Source organism: Rossellomorea pakistanensis (assembly GCF_016908495.1).
GTDB classification, from domain to species: Bacteria; Bacillota; Bacilli; order Bacillales; family Bacillaceae_B; genus Rossellomorea; species Rossellomorea pakistanensis.
In genome coordinates this window covers 426,105-451,166 of record NZ_JAFBDZ010000004.1, presented here as the reverse complement: position 1 = coordinate 451,166, position 25,062 = coordinate 426,105, and the positions used below count along the sequence as shown (strand labels likewise).

Below are 25,062 nucleotides of genomic sequence, written 5' to 3'. Positions count from 1 at the left end.
AAATTATCTTAATATCCTATACTCCTGTGCCTGAGTAATACACGGGCTCGTTTTCATCTTTTTTCTTTTTTTCTTTCCTATCTTTTTTGGCTTTATAACCTAATTTCTTTTTAATAGAGATTGTAATGATTCCTGTAAAAGCCCCTGTTAATAATGCAATAATTGGGTGGATGAAGAAGAGGGCAGGAATCCCTATAATCATTATGGCGAAAGTCGATTTGTCGACTATGGCCGTTTTGGCAATTTTGATTGCTGCATAAGCAATGATGGCCACTATGGAAGCTCTAATCGATAGGAAGGCTGCTTCTATCTTTGGATGATCATGAAAGACAAAATAGGAAATACCCAGGGTGAGAACAATTAAAAAAGTAGGGAATGAAACGCCAATCACCGCAGCTATGGCTCCCTTTATCCCTCCAATTCGTTGGCCGATAAAGGTGGCGGAGTTAATCGCGACGCCTCCAGGCACAGATTGGGATAAGGCAAATACATCGGTAACTTCTTCACTCTTTAACCATTTTCTCTTCTCCACCACTTCCTTTTCGATTAACGGGATCATCGCAAATCCTCCTCCGAATGTGACAGGAGCTATTTTAAAAAATGTCCAAAATAGTTGAAGCAGTCTTTTCCATTCTTCCTTCACTTTTTTTCCTTCTTTCTATAATTTTCGTTTATAAATTTGCTATAACATTTTGTACCTTAATAGTTTCTCTTTCTACTAAGTTATCAGATAAGAGAGGGGAATTGAACTGCAACAAATGCATAGGGTATAACCGATCGTTATACTGGAGGAGAATTTTTCTGACCCATCTATATGGTAATATGGGAATAAGTATTTCAGTTATTGGAGGTCCTTTCATTGAACATAGAAAGCATGAAAATGTTTTGTTTAGTAGTAGATGAAGGCAGTATCAGCCAGGCAGCAAGATTAAGCTTTGTCTCTCAACCAGCCGTAACGAGACAGATTCAACAGTTGGAAAGCTATTATGATACATTGTTATTCGATCGAGCGGACGGGAAAATGATGGTAACAGAAACAGGTAAAATGCTGTATCCTTTCGCAAAAGCTATTGTCAATGACTTTAACCATTCTAAAGAAGTGATTCAGCGGGCAACAGGGGAGTTTCATGCTAACCTCAGGGTAGGAGCATCTTTAACAATTGGTGAATATTTTTTGCCGAGCTTACTGGGTCGTTTTAAAAAACAAGCCCCCGAGATCCATGTTACATTGACCATTAAAAATACCCCTAGTATTTTAGAAAACCTATCAAACGATGTGATCGATTTGGCCCTAGTTGAAGGAATTGTTGAAAACAATGAGTTTATAATCGAGAAATTTGCTGACGATGAGTTGATTCTCGTATACCCGTCTGACCACCCGTGGAGAGACAGAAATGACATCAACATTGAAGAATTGGCCAATGAAAGAATGATTTGGCGGGAATCCATATCAGGTACACGACTGATTGTCGAAAACATGTTAAGGGAGTATGGAGTGTTAGATAAAATCGAAAGCTATATGGAGATTAGCAGTACGCAAGCGATAAAAAGTGCCGTAGAGGCGGGACTTGGAATTAGTGTTCTACCGAGGTTGACTGTCGCTAGGGAATTAGAACAGGGCCTTTTACATGAAATGAAAATACAAGACATACACATGAAAAGAAACTTATGGTTGGTTAAGAAACCTCAAAGGTTTAACAGGATTTGTGTATCTAAATTTATTGAGTTTATCCAATAGGCTTGTGAACCGCTATTACGTATTAATAATGATTAGTACCCAACAAAGGAACTCAGGCACGTTGCGCCATTAACCCAAAATGAATTTAGGTCTTTTCTTATTCTTTTAAAATGCTCAGCTGACCTTACCAAAAAGTAAGAGGGAAACCAGGAAGTCATTATTAGAGAAATGGCTAAGCGTTTGCAAAGAAGTTTAAACGAATTGGATTTAGAGATTATCGGCTATTTTGTAAATGGTTTTAAATAAGAATCAACCAATATCAGAGAGTATCAATAGGATACAGATGTATAAACCTATTTTTAGTTATCAGACTCTTCTTGGAAATGTTCGTTTAAATAAGAGTTTTCAGTTGTTGCGAAATGGACTGACTGTAGGCTTGTCTCAGCATCGATTCCATAAAGATTGTCTTCAGACTTTTTAAAATTTCTTTTTGGTTTATTCTCTGTTTGCTTCTTGTTCATTTTTTTCTCCTTTTTTTGAGTTTCTTACTAGCAATTCTGTTATAGCTTTTATTTTTCCCAATCACCTGGTCATTACTCCTATGACCTAGAATGGAGCAAGAAAGTCCCGCGTGTTGCTTTTATTGCATTCTTATACCTGTTAGTCAAGTTGGATCCATCACTTATTTGAATCAATCTATCTCACCAGAATTCCATACTTCGATTAAAGTTGAAATATCCTGGCGGTATAATCATTAAAGATAGTTCATTACAATAGGTAGGGAGACAAAAAAATGAATAAGTTCAAATTTACACTACTGCTCCTTTTGACAACATTTCTAATGGGTTCTTCTTTTGCTGTCGGGAAAATAGGTTTGATTTATTCATCCCCGTTGTTATTAGCGGCATTACGCTTTACATTCGCAGGAGCCCTAATGGCAGTCATTGTCTACGTTTTTAAAAGACCCCATCCAATATCTAAAGGAAACTGGATAAAGATTCTTATTATAGGTGCTTTTCAAACAGCTGGTGTGATGGGGTGTATTTTCTTGAGTCTACGGACCATTACAGCTAGTGAATCCTCCATTCTTACATTCACAAACCCGTTACTTGTTGTCGTATTTGGTACCATTTTTTTAAAGACCCGCTATCAACTTTATCAATGGGTAGGTGTACTTTTAGGATTAGTAGGAGTAAGCATTACAATGGGGGCGCAAATTGAATTTAAGATTGGCATTCTTTTTGGATTCCTTTCTGCTGTTTTTTGGGCGATATCAACATTATTAGTGAAAAAATGGGGTTTGTTATTCGATACGTGGGTCCTATCCGCTTATCAGATGCTTTTTGGTGGATTACTCCTTTTGCTTGGCAGTTTTACTCTCGAAAATCCAGAATTCATTTTGACCCGTAATTCCTTGTTCATATTATTATGGTTAAGTATTATGTCATCCATTGTCCAATTCGCTGTCTGGTATTATCTTTTACAAAAGGGTGATCCAGGAAAGACGAGTGCCTTTTTATTTTTGGCCCCTTTCTTCGGTGTATTAACGGGATGGTTACTACTAGGGGAGAAATTATATCCTTCCATCATAGTTGGAGGCTTGTTTATTATTATAGGGATCTTTCTTGTAAATAGAAATTTTCAGCAGAAAAATAGCCGATTGAAAAGGACTTTACAAATGAATGAATAGTTTGGTTTTAGTGTTTCTGCTAAGAGGGGATTCTATTGAATAGGGAGAAATGGTGTTTTTTGTAAAGGGAAAAAGAATAAATGAGAATAAAATGTGATCTAATAGGGAAACAGAGCAGAAGTGCTCTGTTTTTTTCTGAACAAAGCTTACTCCATATTTTCTGCAAATTTTCTTGTTATGATAGAGCCAAACGTCAAAGGAGGATTTTTACATGCTAAAAAAACCAGTACTCTTATCAATATTGGCAGCTCTTTTCTTAGTATTGGGAGCTTGCGCTAACGAAAATGATACAAACACAGATGACACTGCAAACAAGGAAACCACTGAAGAAACAGAAAAAGAGGGGAATAAGAAAAATATGGAAGGGATGGATCATGGTGATATGGACCATTCCAGCTCAGGGGAAGTTCCGGAAGGGCTAAAAGAAGCAGAAAACCCAACCTATAAAGTTGGAAGTAAAGCGATCATTGAAACAGGTCATATGGAAGGGATGAAGGGTGCTGAAGCAACGATTGTGGGTGCCTATGACACTACAGCCTATGCCATTTCGTATACTCCTACAAATGGCGGAGTGAGAGTAGAGAATCATAAATGGGTGATTCATGAAGAAATTCCAGACGCTGGTGACGAGCCGCTAAAACCTGGAACAGAAGTAAGCATTAATGCCTCTCATATGGAAGGGATGGATGGGGCAACCGCTGAAATTGATTCAGCAGAACAAACGACTGTTTACATGATTAATTTTACTCCGACTACTGATAGAGAAGATGTGAAAAATCATAAATGGGTAACAGAAAGTGAGCTATCACCTAAATAAGGTTAGCAAAGTTTAGGGTTGTCCAAAAAGGGAAAAGGAACGACATGTTTGACTATAGATTGAAGTGATCGTTCCAGACTCCTTGATTTTAGGACAGCCTTTTATTTTTATTAGTACTACAGAATGTTAAGTTTGATCTTTTCCCCTACATACAAACATGTGCATAAATTTGAAATCTTGTGCATTACCACATTCACGAAAAGGAAAATAGTGATCCATTCTATGCTAGAATGATCAATCGTATGAATTCTTTAGGGAATACAAAGAATGAATGATATATTTTATTAAAATTTAGTGCTAAAGAACAACATATTGGGTGTAGTTGTAGTAAATGAGGTATTCCAAAAGGGGAAAATCCTGAGAATTCAAAATTCAAAACGTTATTTATTAAAACATCTAAAATCAAATGAGCGTCTGATAGTAAAAAAATGGACTTATAAGACAAACCCTTTTTAGGGAAAGTTATTATAATGTATAGTTAGGATGAATGGAATACACTCACAAATAGTATTTGTAATTTGTAGATTTCAGGACATCTGATCTATTTTTAAATTTTTTATAAAAAACTCTTCACATACCCTAGATGGGTATAGTATTATGTTATTAAGGAGGTGAGGCAATGTCGATGAATTCAGAAGGTCTTGATAAAATCGTTGAAATCGATCAATGCTGTTCATCCGATGAAAGAAAAAGCCATCACTCAGATAAAGTGAAGAATAACTTAACAACGAGATTAAATCGAATTGAAGGACAAATTCGAGGAATTAAAGGATTAATTGAAAAAGATACGTATTGTGATGATGTCATCACTCAAATATCTGCAACTCAATCCGCTTTAAATAGTGTAGCACGTCTTTTACTTGAAGGACATATGAAGACATGTGTCTTAGAAAAGATTCAAGAAGGAGATACGGAGATTTTAGATGAAGTAATGGTCACGATTCAAAAATTAATGAAAAAATAAAGGAGTCTAAAGCTAATGGAAAAATTAACTTTAAACGTAAGCGGTATGTCATGTGGTCATTGTGTAAATTCAATTGAAGGCAGTGTAGGTGAATTATCAGGCGTTACCGCTGTCAAAGTAAACTTAGACTCGGGAACAGTTGATGTTGAATTTAATCCAAATGAAGTGACTCTTGATAAGATTAAAGAAACAATTGATGACCAAGGGTACGATGTCGAATAAATCCGTAAAGAACGTGCAAATGATAGCACGATTTCTTTATCACTTAAAAATACTATACGGGGGTATAGTAAAATAATGAATAAGGAGAGATTACAATGGAAAATGTAAAACTAACTGTTAAAGGGATGTCATGTGGGCATTGCGTAAATTCGATTGAAGAAAACGTTGGAAAGGTAAATGGAGTTCAGTCAGTGAAGGTTCACTTAAAGGATGAAAAAGTGGATGTATCATTTGATTCGAAAGTAGTTTCATTAAAGAATATTACTAATATGATAGAAGATCAAGGGTATGATGTAGTAGAGTAAACTGCTAAAGATTAACGCTGTCACCAATATACTGGAAAAACGTGCTGTTTTGCCAGCACGTTTTATTCCCCAAAAAATATACCCCTCCAATGTATATGGAGATAGGAGTGTAAGAATATGAGCGATAAAAAAGAAACAACACTTCAAATAGCTGGAATGACATGCGCTGCTTGTGCAGTGAGAATAGAAAAAGGTCTAAAAAAAGTAGAAGGTGTTGAGGAAGCGAGCGTAAATTTTGCTTTAGAAAAATCAAAAGTTACCTTTGATCCGTCTAAAGCAAATGTCAATCAGTTAAAGGAAAAAGTGCAGTCGTTAGGATACCAAGTCATGAGTGAAAAAGCTGAATTCGATATAAGCGGGATGACATGTGCAGCGTGTGCAAATAAAATTGAAAAACGTTTAAATAAGTTAGATGGAGTTCAAACCGCGACAGTAAACTTTGCCTTAGAGTCTGCCCTTGTAGAATATAACCCTGGTGAAGTATCGGTTCCAGAAATGAAGGAATCGATTAAAAAATTGGGCTATCGTTTAGAGCAAAAGCAAGAAGCGAAAGGCGAAAAGGTGGATCATCGACAAAAAGAAATCGAAAAGCAAAAAGGGAAGTTTATTTTCTCGGCTATATTATCGATTCCTTTGCTTTGGGCAATGGTCAGCCATTTTGAATTTACCTCTTTTATTTGGCTCCCAGAGATGTTCATGAATCCTTGGGTTCAACTCGCGCTTGCCACTCCCGTTCAATTTTTAGTGGGTGGGCAATTTTATGTAGGTGCTTATAAAGCATTAAGGAATAAAAGTGCCAACATGGATGTGCTGGTGGCGCTTGGTACCTCAGCAGCTTATTTCTATAGCATCTACTTAAGTATATTATCCATAGGCTCTGATACGCATATGGTGGAGTTATATTTTGAAACAAGTGCCGTGTTAATTACCCTTATTATATTAGGGAAATTATTTGAAGCAAAAGCAAAAGGACGCTCTTCCGAAGCCATTAAAAAGCTTATGGGCCTACAAGCAAAAACAGCCACCGTTTTAAGAGACGGGCAAGAAATGAATGTACCCATTGAAGAGGTCATCGAAGGTGATATCGTATATGTCAAACCAGGAGAAAAGGTACCGGTTGATGGAGTAATTTTCGAAGGAAGATCCGCTTTAGACGAGTCGATGATTACAGGGGAAAGTATTCCTGTCGATAAAACAGTGGGAGATTTAGTGATAGGATCAACCATTAACAAGAACGGATTTTTAAAGGTCAAAGCGACAAAGGTTGGAAAGGATACAGCATTAGCTCAAATCATAAAGGTAGTTGAGGAAGCTCAAGGATCAAAAGCGCCAATCCAACGCTTAGCCGATGTGATCTCAGGAATCTTTGTCCCAATTGTAGTGGGAATAGCAATTGTGACATTTCTAGTTTGGTACTTTGTTATAAGTCCTGGCGAGTTTGCCGTTGCTCTTGAAAAGTTAATTGCTGTATTAGTGATCGCATGTCCATGTGCACTTGGTCTTGCTACTCCTACATCGATTATGGCAGGTTCTGGTCGTGCGGCTGAATATGGAGTTTTGTTTAAAGGCGGGGAGCATCTCGAAACAACTCATCGCCTGGATACAGTGATCCTTGATAAAACTGGAACTGTCACAAATGGAAAACCAACACTAACAGATGTGATTCTTGCACATGGATTTGAAGAAAACGAATTTTTAAAGCTAGTTGGTGCTGCGGAAAGAAATTCTGAGCATCCTTTAGCGGAAGCCATTGTTGAAGGAATTAAAGAAAAAGGGATTGAACTGGGCAGCTCCGAGCATTTTGAAGCGATTCCTGGGTTTGGAATTGAATCTATAGTGGAAGGGAAATCCCTTCTGATCGGAACACGCCGACTTATGGAGAAAAACAACATTGATGTTGAAGACATATTACCTAAGAAGGAAAGCTTAGAAAAACAAGGGAAGACCGCAATGCTAGTCGCCATTGATCAGCAATTTGCAGGAGTGATTGCTGTCGCAGATACCATTAAAGAAACCTCTTTAAAAGCCATTGAAAGGTTAAAAAATATGGGTCTTGAGGTTGTGATGATCACAGGTGATAACAAGCAGACAGCCCAAGCGATTGCCAATGAAGTTGGAATTGATCATGTGATTGCAGAAGTCCTGCCGGAAGGGAAGGCTGATGAAGTGAGTAAGCTTCAAAAGGCTGGAAAGATCGTAGCGATGGTCGGCGACGGTATTAATGATGCACCAGCGCTAGCTACGGCAGATATTGGAATGGCCATCGGTACAGGGACGGATGTCGCAATGGAGGCTGCTGATATCACCTTAATCAGAGGAGACTTAACTAGTATTGCCGATGCCATCTTCATGAGTAAAATGACGATTCGAAATATCAAGCAAAATCTATTTTGGGCCTTTGCGTATAATGCTGTGGGAGTCCCAATTGCAGCACTAGGCTTCCTGGCACCATGGCTTGCAGGAGTAGCAATGGCATTTAGCTCCGTTTCTGTTGTTTTAAACGCACTCAGATTACAAAGGATTAAATTAAAAGGATAAAAAGGAGTGTACTTATGAAACCAAAAAACATATGGATCTGGACGATTTCAGCCATTGTGTATCTCGGGCTGGTCATTGGTGGATATTCCGTATATGCCAATGTGAATAGTGCGAACAATCATACTGATGACCGTACTACTCAAGAAGCGGACAATGATGATCATGGTACTCAAGGCTCAGAGCATTCAGATCATGGAACTCCATTAAAAAGCGAAGTAGCCACAAATGTAGCTTATGAAGATGGGGTGATAACCATTGATTTGAAGGATGAAAATCAAAATCCACCAGAGCTTGAAATTTCACATGAAAAAATTATGCATCTCATCATTGTCAGCGCCGATCTGAAGGATTACTTTCATTTACATCCTAAGGACAAAGGAAACGGGGTGTATACGGAAAAATTCAACCTTCCTGAAAACTCATATAAAGTGTTTGTTGATATTAAACCAAAAAGTCTAGCCTATCAGGTAAGCCCATTTGAATTGCAAGTGGAGGAAAGTCATGGTGAACATAAGGAGCCTTCACTAAAAGCTGATACTACCCTAACCAAAACCATCAATGACAAGGCAGTTGAATTAACCACTACAGAACTAAAAGTAAACAATGACGTCACGTTAAGTTTTGATACGAAAGGGAATACTCTAGATCCTTATCTGGGGGCTCTAGGTCATGTGGTTATTTTGGATGAAAAGGGTGAGAAATTTGTTCATGTTCACCCTGCCTCAGAAGAACAGACAGTCTTTGAAACAAAATTTGATCAGCCTGGAATCTACAAACTATGGGGAGAATTTAAATTTGATGGGAAAGTCAATAGTTATCCATTTGTGATAGAAGTCAAATAAAGGGGAATTTTTAATGAACTTAGATGGGTTCAGCAAACATCTATTGATTTGCAACGGGAAAACCTGCACAAAAAATGGGGCAGAAGAGGTCACGGAGACCATTAGAGGAGAATTGAAAGACTTAGAACTGCAAAGGGAGATTCATACAACGAAAACCTTGTGTAATGGACAATGTAAACATGGTCCGATTGCAGTTCTGTATCCACAAGGAATCTGGTATAAGAATATGAATCGAATTAAAAGTGAAGAACTGATTCAGCTATTGAAAGAAAGAAGAAGTGTGTATATAGGCTCTGAACTTTACTATCATGATGGAATAACTTTTAAGAATTATGAGGAAGGCAAATAACATTTATACTTTTATCGAAAAGGCGTTTCTGTTATAACAGGGCGCTTTTTTAGTGCCGAGAAAGATTTTTGATTGAATGTTTCATTCCTTAATTTTCAACTCATATGTTTTTAAAAAATCGGGTGTACTTTTACCAACTGCATGATAACTTTTAAAAAGGTGAATAATAAATCATATTGTGACGATGGATCCTGGAGGATAGTAAATATGGAGTTACAATTGATTGATATTTACTCACCTAATGATTTTGAATATCTAAATATTCTCTTGCAAGAATTCCCTCATATTTCCTATTGGAAGTCCAATGTAAAAGAAAATGAGTCATGGGTTCGAATTTTAGTGGAAAAAGAAGATTCTGAAAGGATATTAAATTACTTAGAAAAAGTGTCTCATGAAAATCGTGGTTTTCAAGCGATGTTATCCTCTATAAAAGCCTATGTCCCTAGTGAATACAATGAAAATAATCAAAAAAATAAAGAAGCCGAAATGGAACGAGCTAGCAAACATGAACTATATTCAATCGTTCATTCCTCAGGGGAAATTAACGCTAGTTTTACTTGGTTTACTATTTTTGCCGCGATTGTAGCTACAGTCGGTATTATTCAAAATAGTCCAGGTTTAGTCATAGGAGCAAATGTCATTGACCCGTCAATCGGTCCTATCCTTGGGATTTCATTTGCTTCTATACTAGGCGATCAAAAGCTCGCACGGCAATCGATCCTAACATCGCTTTTCGGACTATCGATTCCCTTCATGATCTCTGTTTTATTCGGGTTTTACTTTGATCTGCCAGTGAACAGCAATGAGTTTATTTCCCAAACTAGTGTTCAAATAATAGATATTGTCGTTGCCATCGCTGCAGGAGCCGCGGGAGCTTTATCATTTGTGAAACGTTCACAAGGGCAGTTGGTTGGAGTGATGGTCTCCCTGACTGTATTGCCGCCAACGGTTGTGTTGGGGATGATGATCGGGGCTGGTAATTGGCAGGGAGTGATAACGCCACTATTATTACTTTTAATCAATATTAATGCGATTTTTTTATCTGCCATATTAGTGTTTTGGCTGAGTGGGATTAAACCTATCAATTGGAGAGATATTGAGGAAGCAAATATTTCTCGTAAGTACTCATTAGCCTTTACCAGTATCTTTGCGATCATTTTCGTTATTGCGGTTGTTTATTTACATCTTTAGGATTATTAAATTCAATAGTCAGTCATTTTTTAATGCTCAGGATAGAATTCATTTTGTTGATAACTTCTAAGGTTTAGAGTGTTGGTCTTAGAGTGCTTTTCACCAGAATTCTATTCTTCAAGGAAGGTAAGAGCCTGCTTCCGTTTTAGTTCTTTTCATTTACACAAAGATCTGTAGGAAAGAGAGAAAATTTCTTCATAAAACCGTTATTTGGATTTTCAGGGCATCAATCGTCTCTATTGAGGTCCTCATTATGGGCTATATGGATTTTCAGGTCGTCAATCGGTTCTATTGAGGTCCTCATTTTGGTTGAAGGACAAAATCATGTAGAATAGCAGAAAAAATGTTCATCATAGAGCCGTTTAAAATAGTGGGGTTCTAGACATATCATTTACTCTAATGGACATGATTTTTAATTTTCTGCTGAGAAGACAAGTTAAGTAGATAATTAGGATGATTAAAACCTAGGCACTTTTCTAAAACAAAGAAAGTGTCTTGTTTTATGTAATGAAAGATTGTGTTAAATGACAAATTTTGAAATAATTGTAATTAGGAAGTAAGGCAATTAAGTTGTAGTCGAAGTTGAATAGATTAGTAATTAAAATAGGGAGCTGTGTATTTTGTATATAATTAAGAAGTTCAAACCAGAATATATTACGATTTCCTTACTAGTAATAATGAGTTTAGTATTACTTTTAGGATTGACTAGTGGAGTATCTTCATCCAAAGAATTTATTACTAATTCTTTAATTATTGTATTACTGTTGTTTCTAACATTTGATATCAAAAACAGTTCAACAGGGAAAAAGATTACAAGTTCATTTAATAAATATATAGGGTTAATATTTCTTTTTTGTTTACTTAATCTCATATAATTATGGTCTCCATTTGTTTAGAATGATAGCTTCTATTAAGAGCGGAAAAAGTTAATTTTATAGGTTAATTGAAAGGAGTTGCAGTCATGAAAAGGTTAGTGATTATTACAGTGGGTAAAACCCATAGTGGGAAAACTACATTTGCTAGACTTTTAGAACAAGAGTTAAGCAACTCTCTTGTGATGGACCAAGATAACCACGCTGAATTTATAAACACCTTTTATACTACCCTGCAACCAAAACGTGGACCTAATACTCTCAAGCATGCCATTTCTCAGCTAATTGTCGATTATGCTATAGAACAGACTAATTTTCACCTTATTATTTGTAATTCAAATCGAAATCGAAATGGCCGGTTGTATCTGCTGAAACAGTTATTTCATAAAAATGAATTTATCCGAATCCTTGTCCATTTTGATATCCCAGATCATGTTCTTCGAGATCGAGTTACTAATAGTCAGCGTAGTACGAATATACTTAGGAGTGCTTCTAATTTTGAGGAAGTGCTTACTCGACAACAGGCTCTAAATGAAGATGTGATTGATCCAGTAGAAGGTGAAGCTGACCATTTATTCGTAATTAAAGACAATCAGGAAGTTGAATTTGTTATTCAAAGAATTGTTCATATTGCTCAATGTTTATCATTTTTCTCGGATCGTTGAAGATCATTCAAATAATGATTGAATTTCAACAATCGGGGGCGATTGGTGTAAAAAAAAATAACTCTTAGTAAAGTAGACTGTTAAATATATAAGTGATAGGAGGGTGAAAAAAACTCTTCTTTTTTTGACATTCAAGAGGTAAAATTAACTCAGTAAAAATAAATTACGATATCCATTTTGACATACAGGAGGAGAAAAAAACTTAATATAAAGACAGTAGTTACTTTCGTTATATCGCTACTCAAATTGGAAGAACCGATCAACCTATCGAATGCTTCCCATAGGTTTAAAATTCGCAATATTATAAATATTTAAAGAGGTTGATGAAAGTTGAAAATGGATGTTAATGAATTAACAGTTAAAGAACAAACAATATTTCACCATATTGGAAATAAAATAAAAACAGAAGATAGGGAAATAAACATAATTGCTAGATTTGAAGAACCACTAATAGTCGTTTTAGGAAATGTTTTAAGCAATGAAGAATGTGATGAGCTCATTAGGTTATCAAAAGATAGAATGCAGCGTTCGAAGATTGGAAATACACGTGATGTAGATGACCTTAGAACAAGTAGCAGTATGTTTTTTCAGGAAAATGAAAATGACTTTGTGTCTAAAATTGAAAAGAGACTATCACATATCATGAATATACCGGTTGAACATGGAGAAGGTCTTCAAATCCTTAATTATAAAATCGGTCAAGAGTATAAAGCTCATTTTGATTTCTTCTCATCAGTCAATAAGCCAGTAAGCAATCCCAGAATTAGTACGCTCGTCATGTACTTAAATGACGTAGAGGAAGGTGGGGAAACATTCTTTCCTAAACTGAAATTTTCCGTGTCACCACAAAAGGGGATGGCGGTGTATTTCGAATATTTCTATGACGACCAGACTTTAAACGATTTAACCTTACATGGCGGGGCACCAGTAATGAATGGATCTAAATGGGCTGCAACACAGTGGATGAGGAGAAAGAAATTGAAGTAAAGCATTTTCCGCCCGGGAGAATCAAGAAGAATATACCGAACAAAAAAAACTGAGACACTTTTCTAGTAAAAAGGAAAGTGTCGTTTTTATTGGAATAAATGATTGAGTAAAATGACAAATTTTGAAATAATTGTAACTGAAGAATGATTAATTGGGGGATTGTTTATTTGAGTATAGTAAAAAAGTTAAAACTCACAAGAAGGAGAAGGGGGAATGGACATCATTTTAATAATTTTAGTCGGTTTTCCCATACTTTCAATTGCTTTAGGAATACTAGGATACTTATTAAAATAATGAAAGGAATGGTTTGACGATTGAAAAAGCTGACAAACTTTCTTTATTTTACTATTGCTTTATTTATGCTAGTAGGATGTGTTGGCAACACAAACGAGGAATCCACAACGGATTCTTCAGAAAACAGTTCTGTTTCAATAGAAGAAGATACAACCGAAACAGATGAAAGTACGTCAACAAGTGAGTTAGAGGAATCGGACAATGATGATGCAAATGACAACTCTACAGAAGAATCTGTTAATAGTGATTCGCATAGTTCCACATCTGAAAATAGTGACTCAAATGTAGGCGATAAGGAAGACAAAGAAACACTATCCCAGTTTTCTAGTGAACAAATTGAATACGCTCGTGTTTGGCTGCAACTTGGACCGAATCAAGAGATAGATGAATTAAATGTTCGGCATATTCCTGCTGGCCAACCAATCAATCCTAACGATGACACCAGTGCCAGCTATCCAGAAGATGTTATCCAGTTAGCAGGTCCTCGCTTAGTAGATGGATCAGTAACTTATAGTGGTAATGGGGATGGCACGATTAATGTATACAACGTTCCTTTACGTTGGGATGGCCGTTACCCTGCTGGTGAAAACTTCTACACAGATATTATAGAAAATACAGAGCGAGTGTACGTTGAACCAGGTGACGATGATGAAATCATAGAATTAATCGAAGTGCTAAATGTTCGTTATTAAGCTAGAGGGGTCTTTGATTCAACAAGAACTACATATTAATGGCCAAAAGCTTGGGTTTTCCCAAGCTTTTTTTGTGTGATGATTATATTTTATTTTACTTGTTTTTTTATGGGGCGTAATTTTTCTTCACGTTATCGGAATTACTTAGCATTTTTTGTATTATATAGATATATTCCCCTGCAATCTCCTCACATTTTCACGATAATAAGGGGAACTTTTGTCTTCATTTACCACACTAAAAGGATTTTCATCTAAATCGAAAAAATCAAATCCTTTCATCCCGCCGAAATCTTCAATTTCAGTTGTCACGACTCCATTGTTATTTAGGTGATCATAGACTTCTTCGATATCCTCGACTAGGAAATTGAAATAGACATTTTTTTTATTTCCTTTGATGACAAATTCAGTGGGTTGTGGATTTTGAACCTGAACTAATGCCATCTGGGTTGAACTATTTGGAAAGTAAAAACCTGCTCCTTCATCCCACTGATCAATCATCTTAACACCTAGATTCTTTTCATACCAAGCCATTGATTTCTCCATATTGGTGACAGGGATAAAAATACTTCCTACTTTAAACATGTCATCTCTCCTTACTATTTGTATTCTTTGGTATAACGAATATAATGGATAAAAAGTTACATATAATTTTATTTTTTTGGGTGGGATGAAATTTGGTATTTGAAAATATAGAAGAAACCATTAATAAACTATATAGATATTGCATAAAGTTATCTCGTTCTACCTGGTTAGCAGAAGATCTTGTACAAGAAACGATGGTAAAAGTATACAAGCTAAAAAAGTTAGAACCCGACCGCTTATTCTCCACTTCATTTCTCTTTCAGGTTGCCAAAAACCTTTTCATTGACGAAAAAAGAAAAAGTAGAGAGTTCTATTTATTTGATGAAGAGACGAATAGTGGATCACAAGATTTTATAGAATACGATAGTTTAATCGAAATTCTAGTTACTACATTACCTTTAAAGCAAGCCATGCTTTTAACATTAAAAGATGTCTTTGGCTATTCCTCCAAAGAGATTGCATCCATGCTTAGAATAAGCAATGAATCCATTAAAACAGCTCTTCATCGAGCGAGGAAAAAGCTTGAATCCCCCGCAGTTAAACCTTCAACAAATAGGGATGTATCTAATCACAAAATCATCAGTGGTTTATCAAAAGCATTAAAGGATTCAAATCCAGTTCAACTATTCTATTATTATCGGCTTTTAGAAACACGAAACTATCAATTTAGAAGTAGGCCAGAACAATCAGTTTGTTATGTCATAGATCCAGATGGAAATATCTTAGAGCTATCATTTTAGAAGGTCATATTGTACTAAGTGATTTTAAAAATACCGAAACCAATCCCTGGGTCGATCGTATTTTAAAAGAAATATTAGGTTATTGAGAACTAAAAAAGGGGTAAAAAAGATGAATCCGATGGGTTTAATGGCAATAGGGTTTCCGACCGTTATAGTGATATTGGTTCTAGTTGGTTTTTATAAAATTTTTGTAAAGAAAAGAAGTGTAACTCCCTACTACACGCCATTTGACGAAATCACTGGACAGACGGAAGTGGAATTTCATGAGGAACAAGAGATTCTTGTGGAAGAGGAAAACCAGGGAGACGGTAAGAACCGGAGAAAATCACTATGAAAAAAGTTAATTATAATCAAGAGATCATTACTTTAATCTTAAATATAAAATTGTTGTTTTAACTGAAATATTGAGTTCAATAGTAAAAGAAGTTGCTTAGGACAGCTCCTTTTTAAAAGTAAAAGTGCCCATTTTCCTTACCTTGAAGAAACGAATCCATTTGTCAGAGTAAAAGTAGACTTTTTGAACCATCAGCCAATACCTGATATAGAAATAAAAAACAAAAATTTCTCAAACACCCCGTAACTTTTTACAAAGGAAAACCGTTTAACATTAAAAGTATTTTTATAGACTATTAAATGGAATGGGGGAAAACAATGAATGTTCTTATATTAGGAGGTACTCGTTTTTTAGGGAAAGCTTTGGTAGAAGAATCCTTGAAAAGAGGGCATGAAGTCACTTTGTTTAATCGCGGTAATAATAAAGAGGCGTTTCCTGAAGTGGAGCAGCTTATCGGCAATAGAGACAGTGATGTTTCACAACTAGAAAATAGAAAATGGGACGTTGTCATGGATACATGTGGATTTGCTCCCCATCAAATCAAAAAAATTGCTGCAGTACTCGGGGATAACATTGAGCATTATACATTCATCTCAAGCATCTCTGTTTATAAAGATTGGGTTCCACTCAATATTACCGAGGACTACCCTTTACAATCCATGCCACCGAATAAATTGAAAGACGTTGAGGAAGGGATGGTTTCTCCTTACGAGTATTATGGAGCTTTGAAGGTATTATGTGAAGCAGAAGCGGAGAAGCAGTGGCCAGGACGTGTTTTGCATGTAAGAGCGGGGCAGCTAGTTGGACCGTTTGACTATACGGATCGGCTTCCGTATTGGGTTCAGCGTGTTGCACAAGGCGGAAAAGTATTAGTGCCGGGACGTCCAAATCGCCCTGTTCAATTGATTAACGTAAAAGATATCGCCATATGGGTGTTCAATATGGCTGAAAACAGACAAGGTGGATCCTTCAATGTAACAGGCCCGAGTGATGCATTGACTATGGAAGAGCTATTAAACACCTGTAAAGCGGTCACATCCAGCGATGTCGAATTTGTATGGGGAGAAGAAGAATTTTTTCAGGAGCAAAAAGTTCAGCCATGGACAGAGATGCCTCTTTGGGTTCCTGAACACTTCCCGTTAGAGGGAGAAATCGAACCATGGAAAGGTAGTTTTTCTATTAGTATAGAAAAAGCTGTTAACGGAGGTCTTACATTTCAACCTATTGAAGAGACCATTTATGATGTATATCAATGGGAAAAAACGAGACAAGATAAAGAACGAAAAGCGGGGGTCTCTCGAGAAAGAGAGCAGAAGCTGTTAGAGGCTTGGTTTCAAAAAGAAAAAAAGGGATCATTGTGATGGGAATATTCCCTTATCCCCAATTAGTCAAGGGGAAATGATGAATACAAGAAAAACGCCAATCTTTTGTAAAATTGACAGAAGGAAGGCGTTTTTTTAATGCAGTATTTTTCTATACGTTATCTCCTTTGCAATCATCTAGAACAAGAAAGTTTTTTATTTATCTAAAAGTATGAGTCTAAGATTTCATGTTAGGCAAATTGCTTCGCTTTTTTTATAGTAAAATAGAATCAGACCAGAATCAGAAGAATGTTTTTACACCAATAGTTAGGGGATTTGGTTTATGGAAACAGTTATCACAGGCAGTGGAATTATAGGACCAAAATTTTCAACCATAGAACGATTTACCGAGATTCTTAAAATAGGAGAGGATGTTTTACAAGAAGAAACTTTCCATGACAAAACCTTGTATGTAGGAAGAGTGAAGGAGGAGGATATCAGGGTTACGTCGTTACCAAACGGCAAAAGGTATCCAAAAGCGGTACAATTCTTGCTGCATGCCTGCCAAGATGCTATTCAAATGGCTATGGTAAAATTAGAAGACTACCGTGTAGCTGTAGTTATTGGTTCTTCTGGAGGTGTCACTTCGGAAGTCATCGACCATACAAGAAAGCTAGACAAGCATAGGCGAGCATCTCCCTTTACAATTGGTAATATGAATGCCTACTCTTTGTCTTCCAGTGTTTGTGCAGCATTCCAATTGAACGGGATGTCTTTTACCTTGGCAAATAGCTGTACATCAGGATTGGATGCTTTACAATTGGCGGACATTCTTCTAAAGTCAAACCAGGTGGACATTTGTATAGTTGGGGGAACCGATGCGACTGTTTGTGAAACATTAATGAAAGGGTTTTTACCATTAAAAGTTTTACAGGTTTTAAAAGATGGGGAAGTACCCTATGGGCCTTTTTCCGGTGGTGAAGGATTTACGATGTCAGAAGGAGCCGGTGTTTTGATCGTTGAACGTCAAGACATTGCTTCGCAAAGGGGAGCAAAGGTTTTAGGAGTGGTTAGGAAAACATCAATGACCCAAGACGCACTTTCTCCCTATCAAACAGATCCGTCAGGTGGTTCCTTATTAAAAGCCGTGGATGAATGTATCGGGTCTGAAATCCCTACGTATATCAACAGTCAAGGGCTTGGGATTAAGAAAAATGATGATATCGAAGCCTATATCTATGAAAAACGATTTAATAAGTATAAGGTTCCGATTACTTCTATAAAAGGGATGGTAGGCCATTCAATGGGGGCATCAGGAATGTTTCAAGTCATTTCTAGTTTGGTTAGCATGGAGAACCATTTTATTCCCCCTACTATAAATTCTAAAAAAACGAATTATCCAGGATTACCAATTACAGAATCACTATTACGAAAAGAAGTTCAAAGCGTGCTAATTACATCTCAGGGTTATGGAGGGAGTAATAGCTGTACATTGATCTCAAAAGGAGGGAAGTAAAATGGAATTTATTTTATTACTAGCGATTTCGATCATTCCTTTCATCATTGCCATTTCCATTTTGTTTTTTTCAAAGACTCCTTTATCAAAAGCCTTATCGCTTTTTCTTTTGATGCTATCCTTTTGGCAAATTGATATTGCTATTCTTTACGCGGACGAATTATTAAGTTTGGCTACCATTGATTTTCTGTTTCGATTGTTTCGAATGGGACCGATCTTTATTATGCCTTTAATGTATTTTTTTCCATACCATCTTATTCGTGAAAATCCTCAAATAAAGGGGTTTAAACTTTTTTTTAATCGAATAGGACTTTTTATCTTAGTCATTTATAGCCTTACTGTATATTTGATTAATTTTACCAAGCTCGGGGTCATGTCGTTTACGATGGTTTTAGAAACACCATTATCACCATCACACTGGCTCCCTGTTTATGGTGTTTTAAATTCTACTTTTATTGTTAGTGTTTTATTTGTATTCATCAATACCTTTCTTCTTTTAGCTGTTACTTTGAAGCTGCAAGCGCATTATTATAAATCTTTTTACTGTAAATTGGTTGGGGCAGCCGTGTTAATTTTTACAAATGGCGTTCTAAGCGGTTTTGTCTTTATTCCTTTATATCTTTCTAGTTTCAATTCTATATTGGTTGCGGTCATATTATTTCTAGGATTCTTTCAAATGCAATCGAATAAAATTAATAGAATCAATCGTCAGTTAACAAGGCAAAGTGAGTTATTGGAAGCGATTATGAATATTAATCCCAACTATCTCTTAGTGAAAAATAGCCTAAACCATATCGTCAAAGTGAATGATTCGTTTTGTGACTTATTATCCGCCAATAGAGAGGAGTTACTTGGTCAGGAGTTTACTGAATTATTATCTCAAACACAAATGATCGAATCTGACTATGAAGGAATTCAGAAGTTCATAGATTCAAAAGGTGAGGTTCACTTTGTTCAATGGGGTTACAAAGAATTACCTGAATACCCAGGAGAAGCCTATACCCTTTTCTTTGGTCTTGATGTGACAGAACAAAAACAAAATGAGCAATTATTACTGTCTTCCGAGAAATTAAAAGTAATTGGCGAAATGGCAGCAAGTGTTGCCCATGAGATCCGTAATCCTTTGACGACTATAAGAGGATTTATTCAGCTTCTAAAAGAGAGAAGCTCCCAATCCGAATTTGAAAATCTAGTATTAGAAGAAATTGATCGAATCAATCAAGTACTAAAAGAATTATTGATTTTAGCAAAACCTGAAGCGAAGGAACATAAGGCACAATTGCATACTCGTGTGAATCTTGCTGAAGAAATGAAAAATATAAATCTTCTATTTGAAGCTATGGCCATGGAACAGAATAAAGAAATTGTCTTAGTGAATCGATTGAAAACTTCTACCCATGTTTTAATGGAGAAAGCCCACCTTAAGCAAGTGATCATCAATGTGATAAAAAACAGTTTAGAAGCGATCCCTAAAGAGGGTAAAGTGAAGATTATACTAGATCACTATCATGAAGAGAACATCCGTATCCGCGTGATCGATAATGGAGAAGGGATATCGAAAAAACGTCTTTCTCGAATCGGAGAGCCTTTCTATACAAGCAAAGAAAAAGGTACCGGGATAGGGCTCACCATATGCTTTAAACTTATTAGCGATAACAACGGGGAAATGAAGATCAAGAGTAAAGAGAAATGGGGGACAGTGCTTACGATTATTCTTAAAGAGGCATCATGATCAAGCATGAATGAAACGAAATGATAAATTAGACAATCATAAGAGTGTGTAATGTCACCTATTGCACATTCTTTTTTTATTTGCCCTATAAACAGAATGTATGAAAAATAGGAGATGATTATTGTATATTGATTACAAAAGAGTGGGGGTCGAATGATGCAGCCATTACATAATAAGGTCGCAGTTGTAACAGGTGGAAGTAGAGGGATTGGTGCAGCTACCGCTATTTTATTTGCCAAAGCGGGAGCTGATATTGTCATCAATTATTATAGTTCTAAAGAAGATGCTTTGAACGTTCTTTGCTGAGGTAGAAGCATTAGGACGAAGGGGGAAAATTGTACAAGCTGATGTAAGGAAGACGGAAGATGTTAAAAAGTTAGTGGATCAGTCTGTTAGCGAGTTTGGAAAGATTGATATTTTAATAAACAACGCCAATATTCATTTTGCTATGAAGTCATTTATGGAAATGAATTGGGAAGAGTTTTCTAACAAGTTAAACAATGAAATGGGTGCCGCTTTCCATCTATGCCAGGAGGTTGTCCCGCATATGGAAAAGCAAGGTGAAGGGAAAATTGTATTGATTTCCAGTGGATTATCTCGTACTCCATCACAAGGATTTATTGCACATGGGACAGCGAAAGCAGCTGTTGCTTCATTTGCGAAGTATTTGGCGCAGGAATTAGGACCTAAAAATATTGCAACGAATGTTATTTCTCCCGGTTTAGTTTTAACAGATGCAACGAAAAATCAACCACCAGAAGCCCATGAAATGCTTAGAAGCTTAACACCATTACAACGCTTGGCTAAACCTGAGGATATTGCTGGTGCAATTTTAGGGATAGTAGCTGAATGGAATCCCCATATAAATGGTGCTTATATCCCTGTGAACGGTGGAATGGATATGAGTTAACTTTTAACTCCTTTTCAAATAACAACAATGATTACAAAAAACAGTCTAAATGAAATACGAAGTAAGTAAAATTTAAAAATCCTGTTCTACAATGTTATACTTAAATCTTGAATAAAATGAAGAAAGATCCAAAATCTAACAACAAAACAAAAAGAACGGGATGAACAATATGTGGAGCATTTTTACAAAAGATATTAAGAACATTTTTACGAATTGGGTTGCAGCAATATTGATTGGGGGCTTGACGTTATTACCTTCTTTGTATGCTTGGTTTAATATTGAAGCGTCCTGGGATCCTTATAGTCAAACAGATCAGCTTCCGGTGGGAATTGTGAATGAAGATACCGGGGCCACTGTACGTGATAAGGAAATCCATATAGGTGATGAGATTGTCAAAGAACTAAAGAAGAACGATGACATGGATTGGCAGTTTGTTGATCGTAAAGAAGCGATGGATAAGGTTGAATACGGAGACTATTTTGCTGTCATCGTGATTCCTGAGAATTTCTCCAAGAAGTTAGGGACCGTCATGAAGGATCGCCCGGAGAAGGCGAAGGTTGAGTATTATGTGAATGAAAAAATCAATGCCATTGCACCTAAAATCACAGAATCGGGTGCAGGCGGGATCGTCGACAAAATTACAAGCAACTTTATCTCAACGGTGAACGGTACAATTTTTGATAAATTTAATGAATTAGGATTAGAGATTGAAAAGGATCTTCCTGATATTAAGAAGTTCGAAGAGTATGTGTTTCAAATGGAAGATAAGCTACCTGAAATTCAGACCTTATTAAATGAGTCCTTGGCAGACGCGCAAAATGCCCAAAACATCATTGATGACGCACAAGCACTTGTTCCTGATGCCAAGCGTGTAACAGGTGAGGGATTGCAGACAATAGATGAAACCACAACGTTTTTGAAAAAGGCTGAGAATCGACTAAATCAAATTGCACCTCAAGTACAAAAGGATTTAGAGGAAGTACAGAGTATGGCAACGAAAGTAAACGAATTTATCAGCAATGTGCAAACATCTAATATCAATTTGAACCAGGGACAGCAAATTAGTGAACAGATTAATGAGCAAATAGCCAGTTCAATGAAGAACATAGAGGCAGTAGAGGCTGCACTTAAGCAGCTTCAGGAGCAAAATAACAATGAACAAGGTACAAATCAGAATCAGGAGCAAATCGATCAGGCTCTTGAACAATTAGCCGTATTGAAGAAAGAATTGCAGTCAATCCAACAAGGGGGTCAAAGGATCAATACGTTCCTTTCTGACAAACAACAGGAAGTAGATGGTTTGATCGCTCAACTTCAAGAAAGATCAGCAAAAACGGCCAATGAAATTGATGCATTTGTCAAAGAATATAATGAAAACATAGAGCCTACTGTCAGACAAGAAGTGGCGAATGCCAAGAAAACGTTGGGTGACGCTAGAGGAATTTTGATTGAAATCCAGTCTACTCTCCCAGAAGTGGAAAAAATCCTTTCAAATACAGAGGGTAACTTGGGAGAAGGGGAAGAAACGCTCAAGCATATATTAGCTGAATTTCCATACGTCAACGATAAAATTAATCAATTGGCCGACCGGATTCGAGAAATCCAAGGGGAAACCGACATTAATGAAATCATTGAGTTGCTGCAAAATGATCCAGAAGCCGAGAAGGGATTCTTTGAGGAGCCTGTAAAACTCAATAAGAACAGCTTATTTCCAATTGCAAACTATGGAACAGGCATGACTCCTTTTTATACCGTACTGGCGATATGGGTTGGTGGACTATTGTTAATTTCCTTGCTGGCTACAGGTATTCATCGTTCAGAAGGTTTTACAGAAAAGCAAATTTACTTTGGGAAGCTTTTCACTTTTATTAGCATCGGGTTTGTTCAAACATTGGTAGTGACAGTAGGAGATATCTTCATAATGGGGGTTGATATCGCAGAACCAGTGTGGTTTATCTTGTTTGGATTGGTGAGCAGTTTGGTATTCATCCTGGTGGTTTATACATTAGTTTCGGTATTTGGGGACGTTGGAAAGGCAATGGCAATTGTGCTACTTGTGCTACAAATTGCTGGTGCAGGAGGAACTTATCCTGTTGCATTACTCCCCGAATTTTTCCAAAGCATTCACCCGTTCTTACCATTCTCTTATGCGATTGATTTAATGAGAGAAGCAGTTGGAGGGATTGTTTGGGAGAGAGTTTATAGAGATCTCATGTTTCTCATGATTTTTGGTCTCATTGCATTGTTGATCGGAACCTTCCTGAAAGGTCCGTTAAGTAAGAAGACAAAAGCCTTGATGAAGAAATCGAAAGAGTCTGGGTTGTTTCATTAGGAAAGAGGAAATGGAGCCCTGCAGAGAGAAATCTCTGCAGGGCTTTTTTTTAGAAACACTAAAATTTTCACGTTCCAACAACGTAACTTTAAATTAATAATCAGCTACTGGTTACATCGGTAAATTGTCCCACCTGTGTTTATTACTAGCATACATTCCGAAGTTAAGTGAAAAGTAATTGGAATAATGTGTGTTTACAAAATTATTAAAAAATACTTTCAATTCGAAAAATAAGGTGGTATTATATCGAAATAATATTAAAATGAAAGAGAGGGCACTCAAATGTCTCAAATGTTAGCTCTAGTTATTGTACTTCTTATTTTATTTATCGGGGATTTTGTAGCCGTCCGAACAAAGGCATGGGTACCTTCCGTTTTTATTTGTGCGATCCTATTTTTAATTGGATATTGGACATTCTTCCCACAAGATATTGTTTCAATAGCAGGTGTTCCGCCGGTTGTCGCAACGATGGTGATGTACCTGATCATTGTCAACATGGGAACATTACTTTCGGTTAAAGAATTGATAAGACAATGGAAAACCATTGTCATCTCTCTTTCAGGTATCCTTGGAATTGTAGCTGTATTATTCGGAATTGGTACCCTAATTTTTGATTTAGAGACAATCCTTGTAGCGATTCCTCCTTTAGTGGGCGGTATGGTATCTGCATTAATTATGTCAGAAGGTGCTGCCAATGCAGGATTAACGAGTTTATCTGTTTTTGCCATTGTTATTTATGTGATGCAAGGCTTTGCTGGATATCCTTTAACATCTATTTTCTTGAAAAAGGAAGGGAAGAAGCTTCTAGATCAATATCGTAATGGCCAATTGGAAAAGAAGGATGATTCACATTCATCCGCTGCAGAAGGCATGACAGAGCTTAAGCTGTTTAAAAACCTTCCTGGAAAATATAATACTGAGTACTTTACATTTTTCCGAATTGCGGTTGTCGCTTTTTTCGCATACCTTGTATCAACTATATTAGCTCCAGTAGTCTCCATTAACGCCTTTGTACTATGCTTACTATTTGGAGTGATTGCAAAAAGTATTGGTTTCTTGGAAAAACATCCTCTTCAAAAAGCAAATGGTTTTGGATTAGCTATCATGCTCCTTATGCTCTTCATTTTTGATGGATTAAAAAATGCAACACCGAATATGATGATGGACATCCTTTATCCACTCGTTGTTTGCATCATCTTAGCCGTTATCGGTATGTATATCTTTTCGTTCATTGTAGGGAGAGTATTAAAAGTCAGTAAAGAAATGGCGTTCGCAGTATCTCTAACAGCGTTATATGGTTTTCCAGCGGATTATATTATTACTAATGAAGTCGTCAATTCATTAACAAAAGATGAAAAAGAAAAGGAAGCATTATTAAGCCATATGCTGCCTCCGATGCTTGTTGGTGGATTTATATCAGTTACAATCGTATCGGTTATTTTAGCGGGTGTATTTGTACAACTCCTATAATGTGAAACCATCTTTGGGGGGGGGCACCCCACTTAGGCT

The 25,062-nt window shown here is 36.6% G+C and carries 24 protein-coding genes and 1 pseudogene; 22 read left to right on the top strand and 3 right to left on the bottom strand.

The window, feature by feature from the left end; genetic code table 11:
• Window positions 1-16 precede the first annotated feature (16 nt).
• Window positions 17-643, bottom strand: coding sequence for a chromate transporter (locus JOC86_RS19710; protein WP_205174641.1), 627 nt, complete (start codon window positions 641-643; stop codon window positions 17-19).
• Window positions 644-859: 216 nt separating this feature from the next.
• On the opposite strand from JOC86_RS19710, the gene JOC86_RS19705 reads away from it, so the two are divergent.
• Window positions 860-1,738 carry a LysR family transcriptional regulator gene (locus JOC86_RS19705; protein ID WP_205174640.1) on the top strand — a complete coding sequence of 293 codons (879 nt, stop codon included), beginning with the start codon at window positions 860-862 and terminating at the stop codon, window positions 1,736-1,738.
• 299 nt (window positions 1,739-2,037) lie between these two features.
• Here the strand turns inward: JOC86_RS19705 and JOC86_RS19700 are convergent, their stop codons facing one another.
• Window positions 2,038-2,199 (bottom strand): hypothetical protein, encoded by a 162-nt coding sequence (locus tag JOC86_RS19700; RefSeq protein WP_205174639.1) that lies wholly within the window; start codon window positions 2,197-2,199, stop codon window positions 2,038-2,040.
• A gap of 272 nt (window positions 2,200-2,471) precedes the next feature.
• Here JOC86_RS19700 and JOC86_RS19695 point away from each other — a divergent pair, with 272 nt between their 5' ends.
• The 12 genes from JOC86_RS19695 to JOC86_RS19640 all read left to right on the top strand — a co-directional run bounded on the left by JOC86_RS19695 (window position 2,472) and on the right by JOC86_RS19640 (window position 14,106).
• The gene (locus JOC86_RS19695) at window positions 2,472-3,368 is read left to right on the top strand and encodes a DMT family transporter (RefSeq protein WP_205174638.1); all 897 of its coding nucleotides are present in this window, start codon (window positions 2,472-2,474) and stop codon (window positions 3,366-3,368) included.
• A gap of 211 nt (window positions 3,369-3,579) precedes the next feature.
• Window positions 3,580-4,185: a YdhK family protein gene (locus JOC86_RS19690; RefSeq protein WP_205174637.1), complete on the top strand. Its 606-nt coding sequence runs from the start codon at window positions 3,580-3,582 to the stop codon at window positions 4,183-4,185.
• Window positions 4,186-4,810: 625 nt separating this feature from the next.
• Window positions 4,811-5,149 carry a metal-sensitive transcriptional regulator gene (locus tag JOC86_RS19685; protein ID WP_239587739.1) on the top strand — a complete coding sequence of 113 codons (339 nt, stop codon included), beginning with the start codon at window positions 4,811-4,813 and terminating at the stop codon, window positions 5,147-5,149.
• A 15-nt stretch (window positions 5,150-5,164) separates the two neighbouring features.
• Window positions 5,165-5,371 (top strand): copper chaperone CopZ, encoded by a 207-nt coding sequence (gene copZ / locus JOC86_RS19680; protein WP_205174635.1) that lies wholly within the window; start codon window positions 5,165-5,167, stop codon window positions 5,369-5,371.
• 95 nt (window positions 5,372-5,466) lie between these two features.
• Window positions 5,467-5,676: a copper chaperone CopZ gene (gene copZ / locus JOC86_RS19675; protein WP_205174634.1), complete on the top strand. Its 210-nt coding sequence runs from the start codon at window positions 5,467-5,469 to the stop codon at window positions 5,674-5,676.
• Window positions 5,677-5,793: 117 nt separating this feature from the next.
• Window positions 5,794-8,214, top strand: a complete 2,421-nt coding sequence (locus tag JOC86_RS19670; protein ID WP_205174633.1) for a heavy metal translocating P-type ATPase — start codon at window positions 5,794-5,796, stop codon at window positions 8,212-8,214.
• A gap of 14 nt (window positions 8,215-8,228) precedes the next feature.
• On the top strand, window positions 8,229-9,056 hold the full coding sequence (locus JOC86_RS19665) for a hypothetical protein (RefSeq protein WP_205174632.1): 828 nt from the start codon (window positions 8,229-8,231) through the stop codon (window positions 9,054-9,056).
• A 13-nt stretch (window positions 9,057-9,069) separates the two neighbouring features.
• Entirely contained in the window at window positions 9,070-9,405 is a 336-nt protein-coding gene (locus JOC86_RS19660) for a (2Fe-2S) ferredoxin domain-containing protein (RefSeq protein WP_205174631.1), read from the top strand.
• Window positions 9,406-9,612: 207 nt separating this feature from the next.
• Complete coding sequence (locus tag JOC86_RS19655; RefSeq protein WP_205174630.1) at window positions 9,613-10,596, top strand: TIGR00341 family protein; 984 nt, start codon at window positions 9,613-9,615, stop codon at window positions 10,594-10,596.
• 961 nt (window positions 10,597-11,557) lie between these two features.
• The gene (locus JOC86_RS19650) at window positions 11,558-12,133 is read left to right on the top strand and encodes an AAA family ATPase (RefSeq protein WP_205174629.1); all 576 of its coding nucleotides are present in this window, start codon (window positions 11,558-11,560) and stop codon (window positions 12,131-12,133) included.
• A gap of 336 nt (window positions 12,134-12,469) precedes the next feature.
• Window positions 12,470-13,120 (top strand): 2OG-Fe(II) oxygenase, encoded by a 651-nt coding sequence (locus tag JOC86_RS19645; protein ID WP_205174729.1) that lies wholly within the window; start codon window positions 12,470-12,472, stop codon window positions 13,118-13,120.
• 314 nt (window positions 13,121-13,434) lie between these two features.
• A complete protein-coding gene (locus tag JOC86_RS19640; RefSeq protein WP_239587714.1) occupies window positions 13,435-14,106 on the top strand; it encodes a hypothetical protein in 672 nt (223 codons plus the stop codon).
• Between the two features lie 159 nt (window positions 14,107-14,265).
• On the opposite strand, the gene JOC86_RS19635 is transcribed toward JOC86_RS19640, so the two are convergent.
• Window positions 14,266-14,688, bottom strand: a complete 423-nt coding sequence (locus JOC86_RS19635) for a VOC family protein (protein WP_205174628.1) — start codon at window positions 14,686-14,688, stop codon at window positions 14,266-14,268.
• A 92-nt stretch (window positions 14,689-14,780) separates the two neighbouring features.
• Between JOC86_RS19635 and JOC86_RS19630 the strand changes: the two genes are divergently transcribed.
• From JOC86_RS19630 to JOC86_RS19595, 9 genes and pseudogenes are all read left to right on the top strand, one after another.
• Complete coding sequence (locus JOC86_RS19630; RefSeq protein WP_205174627.1) at window positions 14,781-15,428, top strand: RNA polymerase sigma factor; 648 nt, start codon at window positions 14,781-14,783, stop codon at window positions 15,426-15,428.
• A 109-nt stretch (window positions 15,429-15,537) separates the two neighbouring features.
• Complete coding sequence (locus JOC86_RS19625) at window positions 15,538-15,762, top strand: DUF3951 domain-containing protein (protein WP_205174626.1); 225 nt, start codon at window positions 15,538-15,540, stop codon at window positions 15,760-15,762.
• A 317-nt stretch (window positions 15,763-16,079) separates the two neighbouring features.
• Window positions 16,080-17,123: an SDR family oxidoreductase gene (locus JOC86_RS19620; RefSeq protein ID WP_205174625.1), complete on the top strand. Its 1,044-nt coding sequence runs from the start codon at window positions 16,080-16,082 to the stop codon at window positions 17,121-17,123.
• Window positions 17,124-17,406: 283 nt separating this feature from the next.
• Window positions 17,407-18,579 (top strand): beta-ketoacyl synthase N-terminal-like domain-containing protein, encoded by a 1,173-nt coding sequence (locus JOC86_RS19615; RefSeq protein WP_205174624.1) that lies wholly within the window; start codon window positions 17,407-17,409, stop codon window positions 18,577-18,579.
• 1 nt (window position 18,580) lies between these two features.
• Window positions 18,581-20,311: an ATP-binding protein gene (locus tag JOC86_RS19610; protein WP_205174623.1), complete on the top strand. Its 1,731-nt coding sequence runs from the start codon at window positions 18,581-18,583 to the stop codon at window positions 20,309-20,311.
• Between the two features lie 156 nt (window positions 20,312-20,467).
• Window positions 20,468-20,617 (top strand): SDR family NAD(P)-dependent oxidoreductase, encoded by a 150-nt coding sequence (locus JOC86_RS25070; protein WP_275583416.1) that lies wholly within the window; start codon window positions 20,468-20,470, stop codon window positions 20,615-20,617.
• Window positions 20,618-20,636: 19 nt separating this feature from the next.
• A pseudogene (locus tag JOC86_RS19605) lies at window positions 20,637-21,221 on the top strand (SDR family NAD(P)-dependent oxidoreductase); the annotation flags it as partial.
• 169 nt (window positions 21,222-21,390) lie between these two features.
• Window positions 21,391-23,553, top strand: a complete 2,163-nt coding sequence (locus tag JOC86_RS19600; RefSeq protein ID WP_205174622.1) for a YhgE/Pip domain-containing protein — start codon at window positions 21,391-21,393, stop codon at window positions 23,551-23,553.
• A gap of 282 nt (window positions 23,554-23,835) precedes the next feature.
• Entirely contained in the window at window positions 23,836-25,023 is a 1,188-nt protein-coding gene (locus tag JOC86_RS19595) for a hypothetical protein (RefSeq protein ID WP_205174621.1), read from the top strand.
• Window positions 25,024-25,062 lie beyond the last annotated feature (39 nt).